The organism is Cellulomonas sp. IC4_254 (genome assembly GCF_011603975.1).
Taxonomy (GTDB): Bacteria; Actinomycetota; Actinomycetes; order Actinomycetales; family Cellulomonadaceae; genus Cellulomonas.
On record NZ_JAANNB010000012.1, the window covers coordinates 15,989 to 35,662 of the forward strand.

20 protein-coding genes are annotated in these 19,674 nt (G+C 77.2%); 8 read left to right on the top strand and 12 right to left on the bottom strand.

Annotation, left to right across the window (positions count from 1 at the left end; translation table 11 throughout):
• Positions 1-26 precede the first annotated feature (26 nt).
• Positions 27-1,013, bottom strand: a complete 987-nt coding sequence (locus tag G6556_RS02530) for a Gfo/Idh/MocA family oxidoreductase (RefSeq protein WP_166938329.1) — start codon at positions 1,011-1,013, stop codon at positions 27-29.
• Between the two features lie 52 nt (positions 1,014-1,065).
• Positions 1,066-1,368 (bottom strand): hypothetical protein, encoded by a 303-nt coding sequence (locus tag G6556_RS02535; protein WP_166938331.1) that lies wholly within the window; start codon positions 1,366-1,368, stop codon positions 1,066-1,068.
• 331 nt (positions 1,369-1,699) lie between these two features.
• Between G6556_RS02535 and G6556_RS20110 the strand changes: the two genes are divergently transcribed.
• The 3 genes from G6556_RS20110 (at position 1,700) to G6556_RS02550 (ending at position 3,453) form a co-directional block, all read left to right on the top strand.
• On the top strand, positions 1,700-2,218 hold the full coding sequence (locus G6556_RS20110) for a YcxB family protein (protein ID WP_166938333.1): 519 nt from the start codon (positions 1,700-1,702) through the stop codon (positions 2,216-2,218).
• Between the two features lie 136 nt (positions 2,219-2,354).
• A complete protein-coding gene (locus G6556_RS02545; RefSeq protein ID WP_166938365.1) occupies positions 2,355-3,152 on the top strand; it encodes a CPBP family intramembrane glutamic endopeptidase in 798 nt (265 codons plus the stop codon).
• A 157-nt stretch (positions 3,153-3,309) separates the two neighbouring features.
• A complete protein-coding gene (locus G6556_RS02550) occupies positions 3,310-3,453 on the top strand; it encodes a hypothetical protein (RefSeq protein WP_166938335.1) in 144 nt (47 codons plus the stop codon).
• Positions 3,454-4,043: 590 nt separating this feature from the next.
• Here G6556_RS02550 and G6556_RS02555 read toward each other — a convergent pair.
• Both G6556_RS02555 and G6556_RS02560 read right to left on the bottom strand, forming a co-directional pair.
• Positions 4,044-6,257, bottom strand: a complete 2,214-nt coding sequence (locus tag G6556_RS02555; RefSeq protein ID WP_346774680.1) for an LLM class flavin-dependent oxidoreductase — start codon at positions 6,255-6,257, stop codon at positions 4,044-4,046.
• On the bottom strand, positions 6,254-7,195 hold the full coding sequence (locus tag G6556_RS02560; protein WP_166938337.1) for an LLM class flavin-dependent oxidoreductase: 942 nt from the start codon (positions 7,193-7,195) through the stop codon (positions 6,254-6,256). Before G6556_RS02560 ends, G6556_RS02555 begins: the two co-directional genes overlap by 4 nt.
• A gap of 101 nt (positions 7,196-7,296) precedes the next feature.
• Between G6556_RS02560 and G6556_RS02565 the strand changes: the two genes are divergently transcribed.
• Positions 7,297-7,785: a MarR family transcriptional regulator gene (locus tag G6556_RS02565; protein WP_166938339.1), complete on the top strand. Its 489-nt coding sequence runs from the start codon at positions 7,297-7,299 to the stop codon at positions 7,783-7,785.
• A 25-nt stretch (positions 7,786-7,810) separates the two neighbouring features.
• Here G6556_RS02565 and G6556_RS02570 read toward each other — a convergent pair whose 3' ends face one another.
• Positions 7,811-8,215 carry a MarR family transcriptional regulator gene (locus G6556_RS02570; RefSeq protein WP_240933524.1) on the bottom strand — a complete coding sequence of 135 codons (405 nt, stop codon included), beginning with the start codon at positions 8,213-8,215 and terminating at the stop codon, positions 7,811-7,813.
• A 164-nt stretch (positions 8,216-8,379) separates the two neighbouring features.
• On the opposite strand from G6556_RS02570, the gene G6556_RS02575 reads away from it, so the two are divergent.
• Positions 8,380-8,586, top strand: a complete 207-nt coding sequence (locus G6556_RS02575) for a hypothetical protein (RefSeq protein WP_166938343.1) — start codon at positions 8,380-8,382, stop codon at positions 8,584-8,586.
• Between the two features lie 74 nt (positions 8,587-8,660).
• Here G6556_RS02575 and G6556_RS02580 read toward each other — a convergent pair whose 3' ends face one another.
• Positions 8,661-9,392 carry a YcnI family protein gene (locus G6556_RS02580; protein WP_166938345.1) on the bottom strand — a complete coding sequence of 244 codons (732 nt, stop codon included), beginning with the start codon at positions 9,390-9,392 and terminating at the stop codon, positions 8,661-8,663.
• A 116-nt stretch (positions 9,393-9,508) separates the two neighbouring features.
• Positions 9,509-10,168 carry a hypothetical protein gene (locus G6556_RS02585; RefSeq protein WP_166938347.1) on the bottom strand — a complete coding sequence of 220 codons (660 nt, stop codon included), beginning with the start codon at positions 10,166-10,168 and terminating at the stop codon, positions 9,509-9,511.
• Between the two features lie 196 nt (positions 10,169-10,364).
• On the opposite strand from G6556_RS02585, the gene G6556_RS02590 reads away from it, so the two are divergent.
• Together G6556_RS02590 and G6556_RS02595 are read left to right on the top strand one after the other, a co-directional pair.
• On the top strand, positions 10,365-12,458 hold the full coding sequence (locus tag G6556_RS02590) for a SpoIIE family protein phosphatase (protein ID WP_166938349.1): 2,094 nt from the start codon (positions 10,365-10,367) through the stop codon (positions 12,456-12,458).
• A gap of 33 nt (positions 12,459-12,491) precedes the next feature.
• Positions 12,492-12,995 carry a metallophosphoesterase gene (locus G6556_RS02595; protein ID WP_166938351.1) on the top strand — a complete coding sequence of 168 codons (504 nt, stop codon included), beginning with the start codon at positions 12,492-12,494 and terminating at the stop codon, positions 12,993-12,995.
• Positions 12,996-13,020: 25 nt separating this feature from the next.
• On the opposite strand, the gene G6556_RS02600 is transcribed toward G6556_RS02595, so the two are convergent.
• The 5 genes from G6556_RS02600 to G6556_RS02620 are packed head-to-tail and all read right to left on the bottom strand — an operon-like array spanning position 13,021 to position 18,133.
• Positions 13,021-14,196 carry a SpoIIE family protein phosphatase gene (locus G6556_RS02600; protein WP_166938353.1) on the bottom strand — a complete coding sequence of 392 codons (1,176 nt, stop codon included), beginning with the start codon at positions 14,194-14,196 and terminating at the stop codon, positions 13,021-13,023.
• A 15-nt stretch (positions 14,197-14,211) separates the two neighbouring features.
• Complete coding sequence (locus G6556_RS02605; RefSeq protein ID WP_166938355.1) at positions 14,212-14,637, bottom strand: ATP-binding protein; 426 nt, start codon at positions 14,635-14,637, stop codon at positions 14,212-14,214.
• Positions 14,624-14,959, bottom strand: a complete 336-nt coding sequence (locus tag G6556_RS02610) for an STAS domain-containing protein (protein WP_166938357.1) — start codon at positions 14,957-14,959, stop codon at positions 14,624-14,626. Before G6556_RS02610 ends, G6556_RS02605 begins: the two co-directional genes overlap by 14 nt.
• A 22-nt stretch (positions 14,960-14,981) precedes the next feature.
• Positions 14,982-16,952, bottom strand: a complete 1,971-nt coding sequence (locus tag G6556_RS02615) for a glycosyltransferase family 2 protein (RefSeq protein ID WP_166938359.1) — start codon at positions 16,950-16,952, stop codon at positions 14,982-14,984.
• Positions 16,949-18,133, bottom strand: a complete 1,185-nt coding sequence (locus G6556_RS02620) for a SpoIIE family protein phosphatase (protein WP_166938361.1) — start codon at positions 18,131-18,133, stop codon at positions 16,949-16,951. Before G6556_RS02620 ends, G6556_RS02615 begins: the two co-directional genes overlap by 4 nt.
• 117 nt (positions 18,134-18,250) lie before the next feature.
• Here G6556_RS02620 and G6556_RS02625 point away from each other — a divergent pair.
• Positions 18,251-19,674, top strand: a 1,424-nt coding sequence (locus tag G6556_RS02625) for a GGDEF domain-containing protein (RefSeq protein WP_166938363.1), incomplete at its 3' end; no start/stop codon positions are given.

The window sequence follows — 19,674 nt, forward strand, 5'->3', positions numbered from 1 at the left end:
GGCCCCGGTCGTCCGGGCCGGGCGCGTCAGCCGTCCGCCGGGAACCGGATCCCCGCCGCCAGCCGCGCCGCGGTCTGCACCCGGCTGACCGCCACGCTGCCGTCCAGCCACGCCGCGGCCGACGCCCGGTCGTCCTCCTCGACCGCCCGGACGAACGCCCGGAACTCCGTCGCGAGCCGGTCCCCCGCCAGGCCGTCGTCGACGGTCTCCACGGTGCCGTCGGCCAGCTCGAGCGTCACCGCGCCGACCAGGTTGGGCGACGCCGAGGTGGTGATCCGGCCCGCGGTGCCCTGGATCAGCCCGCCCTGCGGCCCGGCCGAGTCCTTCGCCTGCGTGCAGGTGGCGACGAACCCCGGGTAGCGCAGCACCAGCACGCCGCTGGTGTCGATCCCGCGCTGCACGTTCGGGGTGTACGCCGCGTGCTCCGGCTCGCCGAACAGCCCCAGGACGAAGTGCAGGTTGTACAGGCCGAGGTCCATCAGCGCGCCACCGGACTGCTGCGGGTCGAACGCCGGCGGCACCTCGCCCGCGCGGAACGCGTCGTAGCGCCGCGAGTACTGGCTGTACTGGCTCTGCACCAGCTTCACGTCGCCGATCCGCGGCAGCCAGTCCCGCACCTGCCGGAACGCGGCCAGGTGGATCGTGGTGATCGCCTCGAACAGGAACCGGCCGCGCTCCGCGGCGAGCGCGCGGAGCGCCAGCGCCTCGTCGACCGTGCTCGTCATCGGCTTCTCGACCACCACGTGCAGCCCGCGCTCCAGGCCCTCTCGGGCGTACGCGACGTGCGCGGCGTTCGGCACGGCCACGTACAGCGTGTCGATCCCGGCGGCGCACAGCGCGTCCAGGCTGTCGGTCACGAGCGCGACCCCGGTGCGCGCGGCCAGCCCGCGCGCCCGGTCCAGCGAGCCCGTCCGGGCCAGCAGCCCCACGACCTCCAGGCCCGGGACGCGCGGCGCCGCGCTCTCCAGGAACTCCGCCACCATGGCACCCGCACCGACGACCCCGAGACGCATCACCCGGAGATCATCCCCCGCCGCCGGGGCGCCCCCGACCGCGCCCGGCGGGTCAGCGCGGCGCGCGCGGCAGCGACCGGGTCGCCGGCTCCGCGAACTCCAGGGTGATCCGCAGGTGCCGCAGCTCCCGCTGGTCGAGCACCCGTCCGGCGCCCTCGTAGTGGATCGACTCGCCGTCGATCAGCTCCAGCCGCGCCATCGGCGCGTCGACCAGCAACGTCTCCGTGGTCGCGTCCTCGACGCGCAGGCTCCCCCCGGTGCCCTCGATGCGGACCGTGTGGCCCCGCAGGTCGACCGCACGCAGCAGGGCGCGGGTCGCGCCGTCGCGCAGCAGGATCCGGGTCGGTCGCAGCACAGGGGGTCCTTCCGGGGCGGGGTCGTGCGGGCGGCGCGGCGCGGCGCCGGGGAAGCGCATGCCACCCGGTCCTCCGATCGGCTGCGACCCGGTCCGATGTGAGGGTTCCGGCGCCGTCACCTGGGACGGGGCACGTGACCGGCCGGCCGGACGCCCGGACGGGCGACGCCGCCGTGCTCGCGCGCGGCCGTCGGGGTGACCTCCCGGGACCGTCCGGGCGACCGCCCGCGGCCGTCCGGGTGACCTCGGCAGGGTTCGCGCACCGCGGGTCGCCAGGTACCGCCACACTCGCGCCCGGGGGCGACGCCCCGTCGACCACCGAGGAGGCGCCGTGCCCGGAGCGACCGCCCTGCCCGTGCTGCGGCTGGCGTGGCGGCCCGAGCGGGCGGAGCTGGCGGACGCGCTCCGCGTCCTGCGGCGCCTCAACCGGGGCCGGGACGTCCGCCTGCTCGCCGGCGTCCTGGCGGTCGGAGCGGGGCTCTGGGCGCTCGGGCTGCCCGTCGGGTCCGCGCTGCCGTTCGTCGTCGTGCCGGTGGTGCTCGTCGTGCTCCCGCTCCACCGGCTCGCGGCGCGCCTGTCGTGGCGCCGGAATCCGCGGCTGCGGGCCGAGCACGTCGCCGACGTCGTGCCCGCCGAGGGCGTGCGCCTGGCCGTCGGCGACATCTCCTCGACGTACCGGTGGTCCGCGTTCACCGGTGTCCGGGAGACCGAGCACCAGTTCCTGCTCACCCTCCCCCGCGGGCGGCGCACGTCCGTCCTCCCGCTGCCGAAGCGGGCCGCGGCGCCGGGTGAGGTGGACGCCCTGCGTTCCGTCCTCGCCGCCGCGCTCGGCGAACCCCCGCGGCGCTGACGGGCCTGCTCGCCTCGCCGCCCCGGGCGCGCCGTGGCACTGTGCCGACGTGACCCCCTCCGCCGCGGCCACGCCCGCGACCCCTCCGAGCGCCGCGCGCGGCGCCGCCGCGGCGAGCGCACGAGGCCCGTGGGACATCGGCTCGCCGACCCGCCTGCTCGCCGCCGCCCTCGTCTGCGGGGCCGCCGTGCTGATCTTCGCGGTGCACGTCCGGCCGCTCGGGTACGTGCCGCTGGTCGCGGGCGTCGCGCTCGGCCTCGCGGTCGACCGGGCGCTGGGGCGGGACCTCGCCCTCGTCGGCACCGGTATGGCCATCGTCTCCGCGATCTCGTTGAAGGCCGACCTGTCGGACGCCGGCATGGCGCGGTTCACGGTCGCCCTGTCGCTCGCCGTCCTCGTGCCCTGGGCGCTGTCCCGGTACGTGTTCGGGCAGCGGACCATCCGGTTCCCGGTCGCCACCGGGCGCCGCTGGTCGCGCTGGCAGTGGACGTACCTGGCCGTCGTCGTGGTCGTCGGGTACCTCGTCCTGCCGTTCTACTTCATCGGGTCCGGCGCCTACCGGAACTGGCCCGACCTGGACGGCGGGCAGGACATCGCGCGGCTGTTCGTCGGCGTCAACGCGGTGGGCATCTGGGACGAGCTGTTCTTCGTCTGCACCGTGTTCGCCCTGCTCCGGCAGCACCTGGGGCTGTGGACCGCCAACGTGCTGCAGTCCGTCGTGTTCGTGTCGTTCCTGTGGGAGCTCGGCTACCGGGAGTGGGGTCCGCTGCTCACCGTCCCGTTCGCGCTGGTGCAGGGGTGGATCTTCGCGCGCAGCACCTCGCTGCCCTACGTCGTCGCCGTCCACCTGCTGTTCGACCTCGTCGTGTTCGGCGTCCTCGTGCACGCGCACCACCCGGAGCTCCTCGACGTCTTCGTCACCGCGCCGGGCTAGACGGCGCGGGACGACCCCGGCCGGTGCACCGCGGGTCGTCCGGACGGCTGACCACGTCCCGCGTCCCCCGGGTCGCGCCCGCGAGCGCCCCGTCCGAGACTGGCGGAGGCGGGCCGTCCGCGACCCGCTCCGCACATCCCGAGGAGAGGACCGCGCCATGGGCCTGGACGACATCACGGAGAAGGCGAGCGACGCCGGCATCGAGAAGGCCGGGGACACCGCAGCGAAGAAGTCGGGCGGCGGGAACGCCGACAAGATCGACGACCTCGAGAAGAAGGCCGACGACAAGATCGGCAAGTAGCCCCGCACGCGACGACGCCCGCGCCTCCCCCCGGGGGCGCGGGCGTCGTCCTGCGTGGCGCGAGCCACGTCCTCGCGGGCGGTGCCGGGCCCTCCTCCCGGCGTCCGCCCGCGGCGGGTCAGCGGCGCACGCGCTGGCGTGCGTCCCGGGCACGGGTGACCAGGTCGCCCAGACCGACGACGACGATCACGGCCACGAGGCCGGCGACGACGATCCACACCTGCGGCGACATGACGTTGCTCCTCGTTCCCGGCCCTCGACGTGCTGACGGGTCCCATCCTGGCAAGCCGACCCCGCCCGGCGGATCGGCCCTGCGCCGTATCTTCGGGTCCCACGTCGGGCGTACGGGGTCCCCCTGGGGGCGCACGGCCTCCTCCTCACGACGGAGGCGCGACCCCGGGGCCTCTCGGGGTCGACCCCGACCCGCGCCCCGCCGCCGACCCGGCCGCCGACACCGACCTCGACCTCGACCTCGACCTCGACGCCGAGTGTGCAACCGACACGTCGAGTGGACATCCCGCGGATAGGCGCTCGACATGTCGGGTACTCACTCGGCAGGCGAGCACGCCGCCGCGCCGGGTGCGGCGGCGTCAGAGCACGACGGCGGGCGGCTCGGCGACCGAGTAGTTGTGCCGGAACACGTCCTCCGGGTCGTACCGCCGCTTGAGCCCGCGCAGCCGCTCCAGGGTCGCGCCCGGGTAGACGTCCCCGAGCCGCTCGGGGCGGGGGTCGGTCTCGAAGGACAGGTACGCCCCGTCGAAGTGGTGCGCCATGGCGTCCCAGATCGCGTCGATCCGCCGCCGGCTGGTGCCCATGGCCACGATGCTGAAGTTCGCCGACCGGTGGGCGTACGCCGTGGCGTCGGCCGGGACGTCGTGCACGGCTCCCCCGGCGGCCCGGATCTGGAAGAACGGCGTGGCGCCGCTGCGCACGAGCCGGGCGGCGTCGGCGGCGAGCTCCGGGGTGAGGTGCTCGGCCATCCCGGTCCGCGTGACGGGCTCGCCCTCGGAGAAGTGCCGCTGCGGGGTGGAGACGACCGCCGGGTACGGCACGACCTGCACCTGCTGCTGGAGCAGGGGCGCGATCCGGGCGAACGGGGTCAGCCGCTCGACGATGGTCTCCGGGTCGTCGGAGTCGACCATCGCCATGATCTGGGCGACGACCGTCCCGTCGCGGGGCGGGCCCATGATCAGGAAGGCCGTGGTGTCCCGCGGGGCCGCCTCCAGGGTCGCGCCGTAGTCGACGAGGAACTGCTCGGTGTCGGTGGCGTCGAGGACGAGCTGGGCGAAGCCGACGTCGCCGACCTCGTCCACCTCGAACTCGAAGGAGGTGACGATCCCGAGGTTCGCGCCGGCGCCGCGCACGCCCCAGAACAGGTCGGGGTGCTCGTCGGCGCTCGTCCGGACCACGGAGCCGTCGGCGAGCACCACCTCGGCGGCGCGCAGGTGGTCGAGGGTCAGGCCGTGCGCGCGGACGAGGAACCCGATGCCGCCGGCGGTGGCGAGACCGCCCACGCCGACGCCGCCGTAGTCGCCGGAGGTCAGCGCCCAGCCGTACGGGTGCAGGGCCGCGGCGACCTCGCCCCAGCGCGCGCCCGGCTGGATCCGGACGCGGCGGGTGGCGACGTCGAGCACCTCGATCGCGTGCATCCGGGACAGGTCCAGCACGATCCCGCCCACGTTGGTGGACCGGCCGCTGATGCCGTGGCCGCCGCTGCGCACGGCGAGCGGGACGTCCTGCGCCCGGGCGTAGGCCAGCGCCTCGACCACCTCGGCCGTGCTGCCGGGCCGCAGGACCAGTCCGGGCCGGCCGCCGCGCAGGTAGGTGGACCGGACGGCGGCGTAGCGCGCGTCGCCGGGCTCGACGGCGGTGCCGACCAGGGACGCCGGGACCGCGTCGTAGTCGATGCCCGGCACGCGCGCCGCCCGGACGGCCGCGCGGCGCACGGTGCCGACCCGGGTGCCGCGGGCGGCGCGCTCGGCGGCGACCCGCTCGCGCAGGGCCGGGGCGACGTCGGCGGCGAACGCCGCCAGCGCGGCCTCGTCGGCCACCGCGAGGACGAGCGTGCCGACCCCGGCGTCGAGCACGAGAGCCGCGAGCGCGTCCGCCCCGGCCGCCGCGTCGAGCACGAGCCCGCGCCGCACCTCGCGCGGGTCCCGGCCCGCCGCGGCGAGGTCGGCGTCGAGCGCGGCCTGCTCGCGGAGCACGTCGTCGCGGCCCGACGTGGCGAGGCCCGGCAGCCACCAGCCGTCGGCGACCCGCGCCGCGAGCGCCCGGGACCCGGCGACGTCCGCGCCCCCGTCGAGCCAGAGCGCCAGGTCGTGCGCCGGGGCCGGGCCTCGCTGCGCGCCCGGGACGTGGTGGTGCCGGCCCTCGTGCACGAGCGGCCCGGGCTCCGCGGCGGCCCACACGCCGCGCAGGACGTCCACGCCCTCGGCGAGCGCGTCCAGCGCCTCGTCGGGGTCGGTCCCGTCGGCGGGGTCGGCGGCGAGCCCGAGCGTCACGCGCCCGCCCGCCAGCAGGTCCAGGCTCGCGACGGCGCGGGCGAGCACGGCCGGCGGCCGGTCGTCGAGCCGCAGGCCGCGGGTCGCGAGGTCGACGCGCTCCGTCGCGCCGGCGACGGACCCGACGACGGTCCACGCGTCGAGCCCGGGCTCGCCGACGGGCGCGTCGGCGACGACCACCAGGTCCAGGCCGAGGTCCTCGGCGCGCCGCGCGAGCCGCGCCGCGGCGCCCGGGTCGGCCGCACGGGGCGTCAGCTGGACGCCGAGCCGCAGGGGGTGCCCGAGGTCCACGCCGCTCACGCCTCCCCCGCCACGACCGCCGCGGGTGCCACCCCGGCGGACCCGCCGCGCTCGGCGGCGACCAGCTCACGCACGGCGGGCGCGATCTCCTGCCCGAGGACGGTGAGCAGCGTCGGGTCGTCGCCGGTGGCGATGAAGCCGCTGGTGCCGTGCTCGAGGGCGAGGACGGCGAGCTGCTCGACCCACTGCTCGGGCGGGCCGGCGAGCAGGTTCGGGCTGCGCCGGGCGGACAGCTGCCCGCCGACGTTGAGCAGCCGGCGCACGGCGCGCGGGTCGCGCCCGGCCGCCTGCGCGGCGTCGTCGATGCGGGCGTTGCCGTCGTCCAGGTCCTGCAGGCTGCTGAGGTAGGGCAGGGACGGCAGCCAGCCGTCGGCGTGCTCCCCGGTGAGGCGGAGCATGCGCGGCTTGTAGGCGCCGACCCAGATGCCGACGGGGTGCGCGGGCGCGGGGCCGCGCTTGGCGCCGGCGAGCGGCCAGTAGTCGCCGGGGAGGTCCACGCGGGCCCGCTCGCCGGTGTCCCAGAGGGCGCGGATGACGGCGATCGCCTCGCGCAGCGCATCCACGCCCTGGCCGGGCGTGAGCCGGCGGCCGCCCATGGCCTCGATGGCGTCCCAGAAGCCGCCCGCGCCGAGCCCGAGCTCGACGCGGCCGCCGGACAGCAGGTCCAGGCTGGCGACGGAGCGGGCGAGCACGGCGGGCGGGCGCAGGGGAAGGTTCGCGACGTTCGGCGCCAGGGTGATGTGCTCCGTGCGGGCGGCGACGTAGGACAGCAGGGTCCACGTGTCGAGGAACGACGGCTGGTACGGGTGGTCCTGGAACGTCGCGAGGTCGAGCCCCACCCGCTCGGAGATCTGCGCGAGCCCGACGACGCGCTCGGGTGCCGCGTTGCCCGGGGTGATGAACGACCCGAAGAGCAGGTCGTGGCCGTAGTCCGTCATGTCCGCCTCGTCTCGGTCCGCCGACGAACCCGTCGGCAGACCCGATCGTATGTGCCACAGATGATTGGCTCAACCACGGGCCTCGGCGTACGATTCCCGGCATGACGGCGACGGACGAGCAGACGACGCACCCGGTCTCGGACCTCGGGTGGTCGCTCGGCGTGCTGCTGCGGGCGTACGAGCACGCGATGACGACCGCGGTCGAGGCGGTGCCGCACGGGTTCCGCGGGTTCCTGGTGCTGCGCGAGGTGGTGCGCGGGGCGCACCCGAGCCAGGCCGCGCTGGCCGCGAGCCTCGGCATCGACCGCACCGTGATGACGTACCTGATCGACGACCTGGAGCAAGCCGGCCTGGTGGAGCGCCGGGTGGCCGAGGTCGACCGCCGGCAGCGGCGCGTGCACCCGACCCCGGACGCCGACGCGCTGCTCGCGGAGCTGGAGCACCGGATGGCGGTCGCGGAGGACGCGGTCTTCGGCGCGCTCGACCCGGCGGACCGCGCGACGGTCGGGCGGCTGCTGCGCCGCGCGGCGTGCGAGTACCGCGAGACCGGGGACCCGTGCACCACCGTGGAGCACGCGCTGGGGCGCTGAGCCCGGCGAGCGCCCCCGCACCGGGTCAGGCCCGCCGGGCCTCGGCGTCCTCGCACGCCGCCAGCAGCAGCTGCGCCGCCTTGCGCACCTGCGCCACCTGGCCCAGGTCCAGCCGCAGCCCCTCGACCATCGCGGCCGGGATGCCGACCGCCCGCTCCCGCAGCGCGCGGCCCGCGTCGGTGAGCCGGATCGCCAGCGCCCGCTCGTCGGCCCCGTCGCGGGCACGCTCGACCAGCCCGAGCGCCTCCAGCCGGCGGACCAGCGGCGACGTCGTGGCGGGCTCGAGGTGCAGCAGCCCGGCGAGCGCCTTCAGCGTGAGGTCGCCGTGCTGCCACAGCGCGAGCATCGCGAGGTACTGCGGGTGGGTGAGCCCGAGCGGCTCCAGCAGCGGGCGGTAGAACCCGACGAGCGCCCGGGCCGCGGCGGACATGGCGAGGCAGACCTGCGCCTCGACGGCGAGCGGGTCGGTCGCGGGCGCGTCGGGGCCCGGTGCGGGGACGGGCGCGGCGGCACGGGTCACGTCACCGATGCTAGCGCGCCTCGTTCGTGGGCATATGATGAGGGCACTCAGCATCGACGGACGAGGCGGCGGCCATGGGCAAGATCGGCAGGGCGAACGACAGGCGCGAGGCGGCGCTGCTCAGCGTGTTCGGGCCGGCGCAGGTCGGTGACCCTCTGGCTCCGGACCGCGAGGTCGCCGACGCCGACCGCGAGCGCGACCAGGCGCTGCGCACCGAGTTCGTGCGGGTGGTCGGCGCGGACGGCCGCTCGTACCTCGTGGAGCGCCCCGTCGAGGGCTGAGCCCTCCCCCGCGGTCCGACGGCGACGCCCCCGCGACCGAGCCGGTCGCGGGAGCGTCGCGCGTGCGGGGCGGGTCAGCGCGCCGCGGCCCGGCGCCAGGCGAGCAGGGCGACGACGAGCGCGCCGACGCCGGCCGCGAGGCCGAGGCCGCCGAGCACGACGGGCAGCGCGCCGGAGCCCTCGTCCGACGACGGGGCCGCCTCCGCCGGGCCGTCCTCGGCGGCGTCCTCGGAGGCGTCCGCCGCCCCGTGCCCGTCGGCCGCCGCCTCCGTGGTCGTGAAGGCCGGCGCCGGGTTGTCGGGCTCGGCGTCGCCCTCGGCGACCTGGTCCCAGTCGACGACCTCGCCGTCCGCGTACTCCTGGTGCGCGGGCAGGACCAGGTCGGTGCCGGCCGCGGGCAGCGGGCCGACCGAGATCGCGAACTGCTGGAACTCGCCGTCGCCGATGCCGGCGCCGTCGGCGGTCCAGGTGACGCTGAGCGGGGCCTCGGTGATCGTGGCGCCGTCGACCTCGACCGGCTCGGGGAGCGCGCCGCGCTCGACGGTGGCGGTCCAGCCGGGCACCGGCTGCGTCGAGACGGACGTCAGCGGGGTGCCGGTCGGCAGGTCGACCGTGACCCGGGTGGTCGCGGAGGTGGGCGACTCGTTGGGGACGCGGAACGTCAGGACGGTCCAGCCGCCGGCGGCGGTGGTCTCGGGGACGACCCGGACGTGCGCGGAGGTCGCGGCGGCGGAGCCGAGGACGAGGGCGGCGGCCAGCGCGGAGCCGGCGGCGGCGCGCACGAGGGCGCGGGGGGATGCGGACATGGTGGTTCTCCTGGGGACGTGGCACGACGCGCGCGACCGGGCCGCCGGGCGGTGCCGCGGCGGGGCGCGCGAGGACGGCGCGGCCCAGGGCCCCGCCGCCGAACGGCGTGCGGGGCTCAGGCCACGCGGGGGCGGAGCACCCCGGGCGGCCCGCGCCGCGGCACCCCGCCGCCCAGCGCCGGGAGCGGGCGCGGCGCGGCGACGACCGGCGCGACGGGACCCCGCGGCGGCGTCACCGGTCCCGGCAGGGCGTCGGCGAGCACCGGCAGCAGCGCGGCCCAGCGGCGGGCCAGCGCGAGGACGCCGCGGTCGGTCGCGACGAGCAGCAGCACCGTGGCCGCCATCGCCGCGGCGTGCGCGGCGAGCATGAGCCCGCCGGTGCCGTGCGGCTCGGCGACCGCCGCGGCACCGAGGCCGCCCGGCGCGGCGGCGGTCCCCGCCAAGGCGGTCGACCCGCCGACCGGCAGGACCACCCCGTGCCCCGCGTGGGCGCCACCGGCGACCGCGGCGGCGCCGGCCGGCGCGAGCCAGGTGAGGGCCGCGTGCACGCCCAGCTGGCCCGCCACCGCGACGGGCAGCAGCACCCGGACGGTCAGGGGCCGGCGCGCGAGGGCCGCCGAGCCGACGAGGACCAGCGCGCCGATCAGGGCCAGCGCGGACGCGGACGGGGCGTGGCCGCCGCCGAGGACGTGCGCGCCGGACCCGAGCGCGAGCACGGTCGCCGCGACGCCGAGCAGGCGCCCCACGACGAGCGCACGCTGCACGGACGGGTCCACGGCGCCGACGCTACGGCATCGGCGGGACGATGGTCCCGCCGGGAGCGGGTGACCGGGGCGCCGGCGCGCGCCGGCCGCTCACCCGCCTGCCGCGCGCCGGGCCGCCGACCCGGCCGGCGACGCCCCGGTCGCGGGCGCCACCGCCCGCGGCCCCGTAGCCTGCAGGTCGAGGACCGACGACACCCGGGGAGGGCGCGTGACGACGGAGCCGCAGGCCGGCGCAGGGACCGGCATGCGCGAGCCCGCGGCACCGCGGCTCCCCCGCGCCCGCCGCCGGCCGAGCGCGGGCGACCTCCGCCTCGTCCTGCTGTTCGCGCTCCTCAACGCCGCCGCCTGCCTGCTCGGCCGGTCCACGCGGGTGCCGGACGCCGAGGTGAGCCTCGTCTGGCCGGCCGCCGGGGTCGCGTTCCTGTGGCTCGTCGTGCGTGCGCGCCGACCGTGGCCCTGGCTGGACCCGCTGGTGCTGACCGTGTCCACCGGCGTCGTGGTCGCCGCGACCGGCGCGTCGGTCACGACGGCGGTGATCGGGGCGCTCGCCGCCACCGTGCAGTCCGTGGTGTGCGCGTGGGTGGTCGCCCGGCGCGCGCCGCACGTGTGGGCCGCGCGCGGCACGCAGCAGCTGCGCCGGGTCCAGGACCTGTGGTGGCTGGTGCTGGGCGCCGCGCTGAGCTCGGTGGTGTCCGCACCGCTGCTCGAGCTGGCGGTGGTCGTCGGCGGCGAGCCGTGGTCCTGGCGCACGTCGCTGCTGTGGTGCGCGCGGAACACCGTCGCGATCATCGGCATCGGCACCCTGGGCTTCACCCTCGGCGCCTGGCTGCACCGCCGGTCGACGCGGCACTCCGCCCACGAGCGCATCGAGTGGTGGACGGAGGGCAGGGGCGCGGACTACCTTGCCGCGCTGCTGCTCGCCCCGCTGCTCTACGTCGTGTGGTTCGTCCAGGTCGACTGGCTCGCGGTCGTCTTCCCGCTGATCGGCCTGACCGTGTGGGCGGGGTCGCGGCTGCCCACCCGCTCGGTCGTCCTGCACACGACCCTCTGCGGGGGCGTCGCGATCCAGCTGACCCTCGCGGGGTCGGGGCCGTTCGCGGAGCTGCCCGACCCGACCGCCCAGGTCGCGATCGCCCAGCTGTACGTGGGCCTGGTCGCCGTGATCGGCCTGGCGCTCGCGATCGCCCGGGACGAGCGGCTGCGGCTGGTCGCGGACCTGCAGACCGCCCGGGACCGCGCCCAGGAGCAGGCGACGCTGCTGGCGACGGTCGTCGACACGATGTCCGAGGGCGTGCGGGTGGTGGACGCGACCGGCCGGGTGGTGGTGCGCAACCCCACGGCGGGCCTGCTGCTCACCGGCCGCACCGCGCCCGACGCCGAGGGCGACTCCGACCTGGCGCACCTGGCCCGGCTGGACGGCACGCCGGTGCCGGAGGCGGAGCTGCCGTTCCGGCGGGCGCTCGCCGGCGAGCAGGTGCGCGACGCCGACCTCCTGGTGCGGGTGCCCGGCGCGACGGACCCGCGGATCGTGACGTTCTCGGCCTCGCCCCTGCCGGCCGCGGCGGGCGGCGGCGCCGTGACGGTGCTCCGCGACGTCACGGCCGAGCGCACCGAGCTGCGCCGCGCCGCCCAGGTGCAGGCGAGCCTGCTGCCGTCGCGGGCGCTGGACGTGCCGGGGCTGGACCTCGCGGCGCGGTTCGTGCCCGCGGGCTCGGTCGGCGGGGACTTCTACGACTGGCAGCAGGTGGCCGACGGCCTGGTGCTGACGCTCGCCGACGTGATGGGCAAGGGCCCCGCGGCGGCGATCCTGGCCGCGACCACCCGCTCGGTGCTGCACGCGCAGGGCGAGCTGCACGACGTGGCCGGCACGCTGGACGCGACGGAGCGGGCGATGACCGCCGACCTCGCGAACGCCGGCGCCTTCGTCACGATGTTCCGCGCCTACGTGGACGCGGCGGACGGCCAGGTGTCGTACACCGACGCGGGCCACGGGCTGTCGCTGATCGTCGGCGAGGACGGCAGCACGCGGCGGCTGTCGGCCACCGGGCTGCCGCTCGGGATCGCGCCCGGCCCGGACCGCGTCACGGCCCGCGCCCGCCTCGGCCCCGGGGAGCTGCTGGTGACCTTCTCCGACGGCGTGCTCGACGCGCTCGGCGGCTCGCTGGGCGACCTCGACCAGGTGGGCCGCGTGGTCCGCGGCACCCGCACCGCCGAGCAGGCCGCCGACGCCGTGCTGTCGCTGGTCGACCCCCGGCACCCCGAGGACGACCTGACGGTGGTCACCCTGCGCCGGGCCGCCTGACGCGCCCCCCGCCCGCTCTCCCGGAGGCCCCCCGTGCACCTGCTGCTCCTCGCCGACACCCACGTCCCGCGCCGGGCTCGGGACCTGCCCCCGGTGGTCTGGGACGCCGTCGACGCGGCGGACGTCGTGCTGCACGCGGGCGACTGGGTCGACGTGGCGCTGCTCGACGCGCTGGAGGCCCGCGCCCGGCGCCTGGTCGGCTGCTGGGGCAACAACGACGGGCCCGACCTGCGTACGCGGCTGCCCGAGGTCGCCCGCGTCGACCTCGGCGGGCTGCGGTTCGCGGTGGTGCACGAGACCGGGCAGGCCGCCGGCCGGGAGGCGCGCTGCGCGGCGGCGTACCCGGGCACGGACGTGCTGGTGTTCGGCCACAGCCACATCCCGTGGGACACGGTCGCCCCCGGCGGCCTGCGGCTGCTCAACCCCGGGTCGCCGACGGACCGGCGCCGGCAGCCGGCCGGGACCTACCTGACCGCCCGGGCCGAGGGCGGCGCGCTGCACGACGTCGTGCTGCACGCCGTCCCGCCGCGCGCCTGAGGCGGCGCGGCCGAGGCGACGCGGGTCAGCCCGCCCGGCGGACCGCCACGACCGTGATGTCGTCCGGCCGCTCCGCCGCGCCGGCCGCGAGCCGCAGCACCGCGTCCACGGCGGCGTCCGCCGACCCGACGCCGCGCACCGCCTCGACGACCGGCCGCACCCCCGCGAGCGTGCCGTCGACCAGGTCGAGCAGGCCGTCCGAGAAGGTCACCAGCAGGTCCCCCGGCCCGAGGTGCACCGTGCGCTGCTCGCGCGCCTCCTCGTCCAGCACCCCGAGCGGGAGGCCGGTCGCGGGCAGCCGCTCGTCGGTGCCGTCGGCGCGGACGACGACGGTGAGGCCGTGGCCGGCGTCGGCGTAGCGGACGTCCCCGGACGCCGCGTCGAGCGCGGCGTGGAACGCCGTGGCGAACACCCCGGCGCCGGACAGGTCGGAGTGCAGGATCGCGCCCGCGTACAGCAGGGACTGCGCGACGTCGGCCCCGTGGGCGGAGCCGCGGAGCACGGCGCGGATCGAGGCGGCCATGATCCCGGCGCCGGCGCCCTTGCCCATGACGTCGACCAGGCTCAGCACGACGCCGCCGTCCGTCGCCGACCAGTCGTAGAAGTCGCCGCCCACGGCCCGGCTCGGCAGGCACGCGCCCGCGACCTCGTACCCCGGCACCACCGGCGCGGACCGGGGCAGCAGCCCGGCCTGCACCTGGGCCGCGCGCTCGAGCTCGGAGTCGATGACGAGCTCCTTCTCGACCCAGGCGGCGAGGTCGCGCAGCAGGGCGGCGCTGTCCGCGTCGAACTGGCGGGGCCGCTGGTCGGCGATGCACAGCGTGCCGACGCGGTAGCCGCCGGGGGCGACGAGCGGCTGGCCGGCGTAGAACCGGAGGCCGCCCTCGCCCACGACGAACGGCTTGTCCCGGAACCGCTCGTCCTCGGCCGCGTCGGGCACGACGAGCATCCGGTCCTCCAGCACGGTCGTGCCGCAGAACGAGTCCTCGCGGGGCACGACCGGCTCGTCGAAGCCCGCCATCGCCTTGTGCACGACGACCTGGCGGTCGACGAGCGAGACGATCGCGGTCGAGACGCCGAACAGCTGCCGGGCGAGCCGGACCACGCGGTCGAACCGGTCCTCCGGGGGCGTGTCGAGCACGCCGAGGCGGTGCAGGGCGGCGACGCGGTCGTCTTCCAGGTGCAGGGTGTCAGGAGCCATCGGCACGACCGTACGTCACGCCGACGCGTCGCGGGCCAGCCGCCAGGTGTTCCGGTCGCCCTCCCGCGCCAGGCTCAGGCTGTCGACCGCCCGGAGCACCAGGGCGATCCCCCGCCCGCTCTCGGCGAAGTCGTCCACCGGGCCCGGGTCGAGGTCGACCCGGACGGGCGCGCCGTCGTCGGTGAGCTCGGCCTCGAGCCGGCCCCGGTCGGCCCGCAGCAGGACGCTCGCCCGCACCGGGCCGTCGCCGACCGGGACGGTGTGCCGCACGACGTTGGTCGCGATCTCGATCACCGCGGTCTCGAACCGCAGCCGGTCGAGGTCCGGCACCTCGGGCGCGGCCTCCCACAGGCGCGCCAGGCCGTCGTGCACCTCGTCGAGCCAGGCGGGCTCCGCGGGGCCGTCGACGCGGAGCTCCGCGGCCCCGTCAGCGCCCGGCACCGACCGCCTCCTCGACCGTCGCGTACGGGCGGAGCACGCGGTCCATCGTGGTGAGCTCGAGGACCGTCCGGACCTGCTGCCCGACGCCCGCGATCCGCAGGTCGCCCCCGGCGGCACGCGCGCTGCGCAGGCCGCCGACCAGGGCGCCCAGCCCGGACGAGTCCAGGAACGCCGTGCCGCTCAGGTCGACGACGACGAGCGTGCGCCCGTCCGCCACCTCGCGGTCCACGGCGGCCTTGAGCTCACCCGCGGCGGCCATGGTCAGCCGCCCCTGCACGCGCAGCACCGCCGTGCCCTCGCTCCGGTCGGTCGTCAGCTCCATCGGGTCCTCCTCGTCGTCGTCGTCATGCGATGCCCCGGCGCCGCGCGCTGGACGGCGGGCTCGCCTCCGGGCCGGTGAACCCGCGGTAGCGCAGCGCCTGCACCACCACGCTGAGCACCACCAGGTCGTACCCCACCCACAGCAGGTTCACGGTCGTGCCCACCCACAGGGACAGCCCGAGCGAGGCCCGGACGATCCCGATGACGGCCGCGACCACCAGCAGCACCATGGCCAGCAGCTGCGGCCAGACGAGCCGCCACTGGCTGGGCGTGCCGTCCGGCCGGACCTTGGGGGTCACGGCGAAGCCGAGCGGCCGGCCGAACCACACGTTCGCGACGGCGGTCCAGACGGCCTTGATCCACACCGGGAACAGGGCGAGCGCGTACTGCTGCCCGCGCCAGGTCTTCACGCCCCGCGCCGCCACCACGAACAGCAGCTGGCTCGCCAGGAAGAACGGGATGAACCGCGCGAAGAAGTCCACCGTCCAGGCGGTCACCGGCAGCACGCCGAAGCACAGGAAGATGATCGGCGCGGCCAGGTACACCAGCGCGGCGAAGCCGGACAGGTAGGACCACATGGTCGCGAAGTACATGAGCCGCTGGCCGACCGTGAGGCCCCGGACACCCAGCGGGTTCTCCTTGAGCATCACCTGCATGGTGCCCTGCGCCCAGCGCAGCCGCTGGGTCATCATCGTGCCCAGGTCCTCGGGCGCGAGCCCGTGCGCCAGGCTCTCGTGGTGGTAGACGGTCTTCCAGCCGAGCGAGTGCAGCCGCATGGCCGTCGCCATGTCCTCGGTGACCGACAGCGTGGCGACGGGCATGACCGCCTGCGCCTCCGAACCGCGGTCGACGTCGACCGCCCGCACCAGGGCCTGCACCGACTCGATCGCGCCGAGCGGCGACCACTCGCGGTCCGCGAGCCGGGCGAGCGCGGGCTCGTCGACCACGACGGCGCCGATCTCGTCGTCCCGCGCGATCGGCAGCGCGGCGATCGCGGCGAGGTCCTCCTGGATGCTCGCGACGTCCCGGGCCACGACCTGGGCGGAGATGGCGTCGACCTCCCGCTGGAAGCCGTACGTGACGTCGGACAGCGGCTCGCCGGCGTCGAGCGAGCCGAGCGCCCGCGCGGCGGCCTCCTGCACCTCGTGCAGCACCGCCGCCTGGACGGCGTCCGGGGCGTCGCGCTGGGCGCGGTCGAGCAGCCGGCGGGACGCGTGCAGGGCCTCGCGGACCGAGCGCTCGGTCTCCCGCACGTAGCCGACCAGGCCGAGCTGCATGAGCGCGTCCCGGCGCAGCACCGCGTTGGAGCCGCAGAAGAACGCGGCGTTCCAGCCGTCCTTGCCCTGCTGGATCGGGCCGTAGAACAGCGGCGCCTGGCTGCCGAGCGGGTCGGCGGACGTGACGTTGGTGAAGAACTGGGGCGTCTGCACGAGCGCCACCGCGGGGTCGTCGAAGTGCCCGAGCACGCGGTCGAGGATCTCCGGCTCGGGGATCTGGTCCGCGTCCAGGATCAGCAGGAACTCGCCGTCGGTCTGGAACAGGGCGTTGTTCAGGTTGCCCGCCTTGGCGTGCCGCGGCCGGTCGGTCCAGTCCTCGGAGCGCTCGATGTACCCGACGCCCGCGGCGCGCGCGGCGGCGGCCAGGTCGGGCCGGGAGCCGTCGTCGAGCACCCAGGTCCGGTGCGGGTAGCTGATGTCGCGCGCGGCCTCGGCGGTCCGCATCACGAGCTCGACGGGCTCGTTGTACGTGGTGACGAACACGTCGACCGTGAGGCCCGGGGCGGGCGCGGGCGGGTCGTCCCGCCGCCGCGCCTTCCACATCGTCATGCCGAACAGCGCGACGTCGATCAGCGAGTAGGTCTCCGCGATCACCAGCGGCACGGCGATCCACCACGCCGACCAGTTGACCGAGTCGAGCCAGCGCCAGGCGATGTAGTTCACGCCCAGCACGAGCGTGAGCACCACGACGACCCGCAGCACGAGCTGCTGCCTCATCCGTTCTCCCTCCGCAGCACCACGACGGTCACGTCGTCGGGGCGGTCCGTGGCGGTGCCGGCGGCCGCGAGCACGCGGGCCACGGCGTCCGCCGCCGACGTGGCGGCACCGAGCGGTGCCGCCAGCACGTCCTCCGGGTCCAGCGCCCGGTCGCCGCGCTCGAGCAGGCCGTCGCTGACGACGGCCAGGGTGTCGCCCGGGGCCAGCGCGACCTCCGCGGCGGCGCGCGGCTCCCCCACGACGACGCCGAGCGGCGGGCCCTGCGCGGGCAGCCTCCGCAGCGTGCCGTCGGCCGAGCGCACCACCGCGAGCCCGTGGCCCGCGTCGGTGTACCGCAGCACCCCGGTCGCCGGGTCGAGCGCGGCGTGGAACGCGGTGACGAACGCCCCGGCGCGGTCCAGGTCGGGCTCGAGCACCTGCTCCGCGAGCGCCACCGCAGCCGCGACGTCCTCGTGCCGGCCGACGCCGCGCAGCACCGACCGGACGGTCGCGGCGATGATCGCCGCGCCCAGCCCGCGGTCCATGACGTCGGCCAGGGTGAGCAGCAGGCGGCCCGGGGCGACCTGCCAGTCGTAGAAGTCGCCGCCGACCCCGCGCGCGGGCAGGCAGGCGCCGGCGAGGTCCCACCCCGGGACCTCGGGGGCGGTCGTCGGCAGCAGCCCGCGCTGGACCTCCGCGGCCCGGCCGAGCTCGGCGTCGGCGGAGAGCTCCTTCTCCACCCAGGCCGCGAGGTCGGACAGCAGCGCCTCGTCCTCGGCGGTGAACTCCCGGGGCCGGCGGTCCATCAGGCACAGCGTGCCGACGCGCTCGCCGCCTGCGGTCGCCAGGGGGCGCCCCGCGTAGAACCGGATGTGCGGCTCGCCGGTCACGAACGGGGCCGCGGTGAACCGCGGGTCGCGCGCCGCGTCCCGGACGACGAGGGTCGTCGGCTGCTCGATGGCGACGGCGCAGAACATCCCGTCGCGGGGCGTCTCGCGGGCCGCGGTGCCCTGCCGCGACTTGAGGAACAGCCGGTCGGCGTCCACCAGGGAGACGAACGCCATCTGGACGTCGAACAGCTGCTGGGCCAGCCGGGTCACGCGGTCGAACCGCTCCTCCGAGGGCGTGTCGAGCACGTCCAGCTCGCGCAGCGCGGCGACGCGTCGTGCCTCGTCGACGTCGTCCCGTGCGGTCTCGCCCATGCCTCACCCCCGGCGTGACCCTACCCACAGGACCCGTGACCTGCAGCGCGGGCGCGGCCTGCCGAGACCACCCGCCTGACGGGTCAAGCAGGACCGCCGGGTGCCGATCAAGCAACCGTGCTGCAGCGAGTCCCCGTCCCCCCGCTCGCGGTCGCCGTCGCCGCGCTCGCGCTCCACGCCCTGCTGCCCGCGGGCACCCTGCGGGACCTGCTGTACGTGGCCGTCGGCGCCGTGTGCGCGGTGCGGACCCACCGGGCGGCGGGCCGGATCCCGGGCCCGCAGCGGCGCGCGTGGCGGCTGCTGGCGCTCGGGCTCGCCGCCTGGGTCCTGGGCGACGCGGTGTGGACGCTGCTGGAGCGCGGGCTCGGGGTCGAGCCGTTCCCGTCCGTGGCCGACGTGGCGTACGTCGCGTCCTACCCCTTGCTGGCCGCGGGGCTGGTCCGGGCGTTCCCCGCGCCCCGGGGCCGACGGCCGACCTGGCTGCTCGACGCGCTGCTGGTGACGAGCGGCCCGCTGCTGGTCCTGTGGCTGCTGGTCCTCGAGCCGACCCTCTCCGGCTGGCCCGCCGACCCGCTGGGGACGGCCGTCGGCGCGGCCTACCCCGCCGGCGACGCGCTGCTGCTCCTGCTCCTCGCGCGCGCCTCCACGGCCACCGGCGACCAGCCCCGCGCCCTCCGGCTGACCACGTGGGGCGTGCTGGCCATCCTGGTCGCGGACGAGCTGTTCCTCCTGGCCCCGGGCTGGCCCGCGCTGGACGCGCGCGTGCACCTGCTCGACTCCCTGTGGCTGTCCGGGTACGTGCTCCTGGCGTGCGCCGCCCGGCACGCGTCCGCCGGCCGGGCCGCGCCCCCGCGCGCCGACGGCGACCTCAGCACCGGCTACCTGGTGCTGCTCGGCGCGTCGGTGTGCGTGCTGCCGGGCACGCTCGCGGTGGAGGCGTTCCGGGGCGGCCCGGTGCACCTGTCGGAGGTGTGCACCGCCGCCACGGTGGTGATCTCCGCGTTCCTGCTCCGGTTCGGCGGCCTGCTGCGGGCCATGCGGCGCCAGCACCGGCACCTCGAGCACCTGGCCGTGACCGACCACCTGACCGGGCTCGCGAACGCGACCGGGCTGGCGCGCCGGCTGGAGGCGGCGCCCGACGACGCCTCCGCGGGCAGCGTCCCAGCGGTCCTGCTGGTGGCGCTCGACGGCTACCGCGACGTCGCGCAGACGCTCGGGCACGCCGTGGCGGACGACCTGCTGCTCGCGGTCGGCACCGTCGTCGCCCGCGAGGCCGAGGACGGCCGGACCCCGGCCCGGCTCGCGCGGGACGTGTTCGCGGTCGGGCTGGACGTCGCCGACGTGCCCGAGGCGGAGCGCGCGGCGACGCGGCTGGTCGGCCGGCTGACCCCGCCGCTGGCGGTCGGCGGGCTCGACCTCACCGTGCAGCCGGTGGTCGGCGTGGCCGTGGCGGGCGGACGGCCGGCCACCGCCGACGCGCTGGTGACCCGGGCGGACGCCGCCCTGCCCGCCGCGCGCGGCCGCGACACGCGGGTGGCCGT

Bases quoted from the DNA above. Each gene is read 5' to 3' on its own strand.
- G6556_RS02530 (WP_166938329.1), bottom strand. From the start codon at position 1,013: ATGCGTCTCGGGGTCGTCGGTGCGGGTGCCATGGTGGCGGAGTTCCTG.
- G6556_RS02550 (WP_166938335.1), top strand. From the start codon at position 3,310: ATGGGCCTGGACGACATCACGGAGAAGGCGAGCGACGCCGGCATCGAG.
- G6556_RS02560 (WP_166938337.1), bottom strand. From the start codon at position 7,195: ATGACGGACTACGGCCACGACCTGCTCTTCGGGTCGTTCATCACCCCG.
- G6556_RS02565 (WP_166938339.1), top strand. From the start codon at position 7,297: ATGACGGCGACGGACGAGCAGACGACGCACCCGGTCTCGGACCTCGGG.
- G6556_RS02570 (WP_240933524.1), bottom strand. From the start codon at position 8,215: ATGTCCGCCGCGGCCCGGGCGCTCGTCGGGTTCTACCGCCCGCTGCTG.
- G6556_RS02575 (WP_166938343.1), top strand. From the start codon at position 8,380: ATGGGCAAGATCGGCAGGGCGAACGACAGGCGCGAGGCGGCGCTGCTC.
- G6556_RS02580 (WP_166938345.1), bottom strand. From the start codon at position 9,392: ATGTCCGCATCCCCCCGCGCCCTCGTGCGCGCCGCCGCCGGCTCCGCG.
- G6556_RS02600 (WP_166938353.1), bottom strand. From the start codon at position 14,196: ATGGCTCCTGACACCCTGCACCTGGAAGACGACCGCGTCGCCGCCCTG.
- G6556_RS02610 (WP_166938357.1), bottom strand. From the start codon at position 14,959: ATGGAGCTGACGACCGACCGGAGCGAGGGCACGGCGGTGCTGCGCGTG.
- G6556_RS02615 (WP_166938359.1), bottom strand. From the start codon at position 16,952: ATGAGGCAGCAGCTCGTGCTGCGGGTCGTCGTGGTGCTCACGCTCGTG.
- G6556_RS02620 (WP_166938361.1), bottom strand. From the start codon at position 18,133: ATGGGCGAGACCGCACGGGACGACGTCGACGAGGCACGACGCGTCGCC.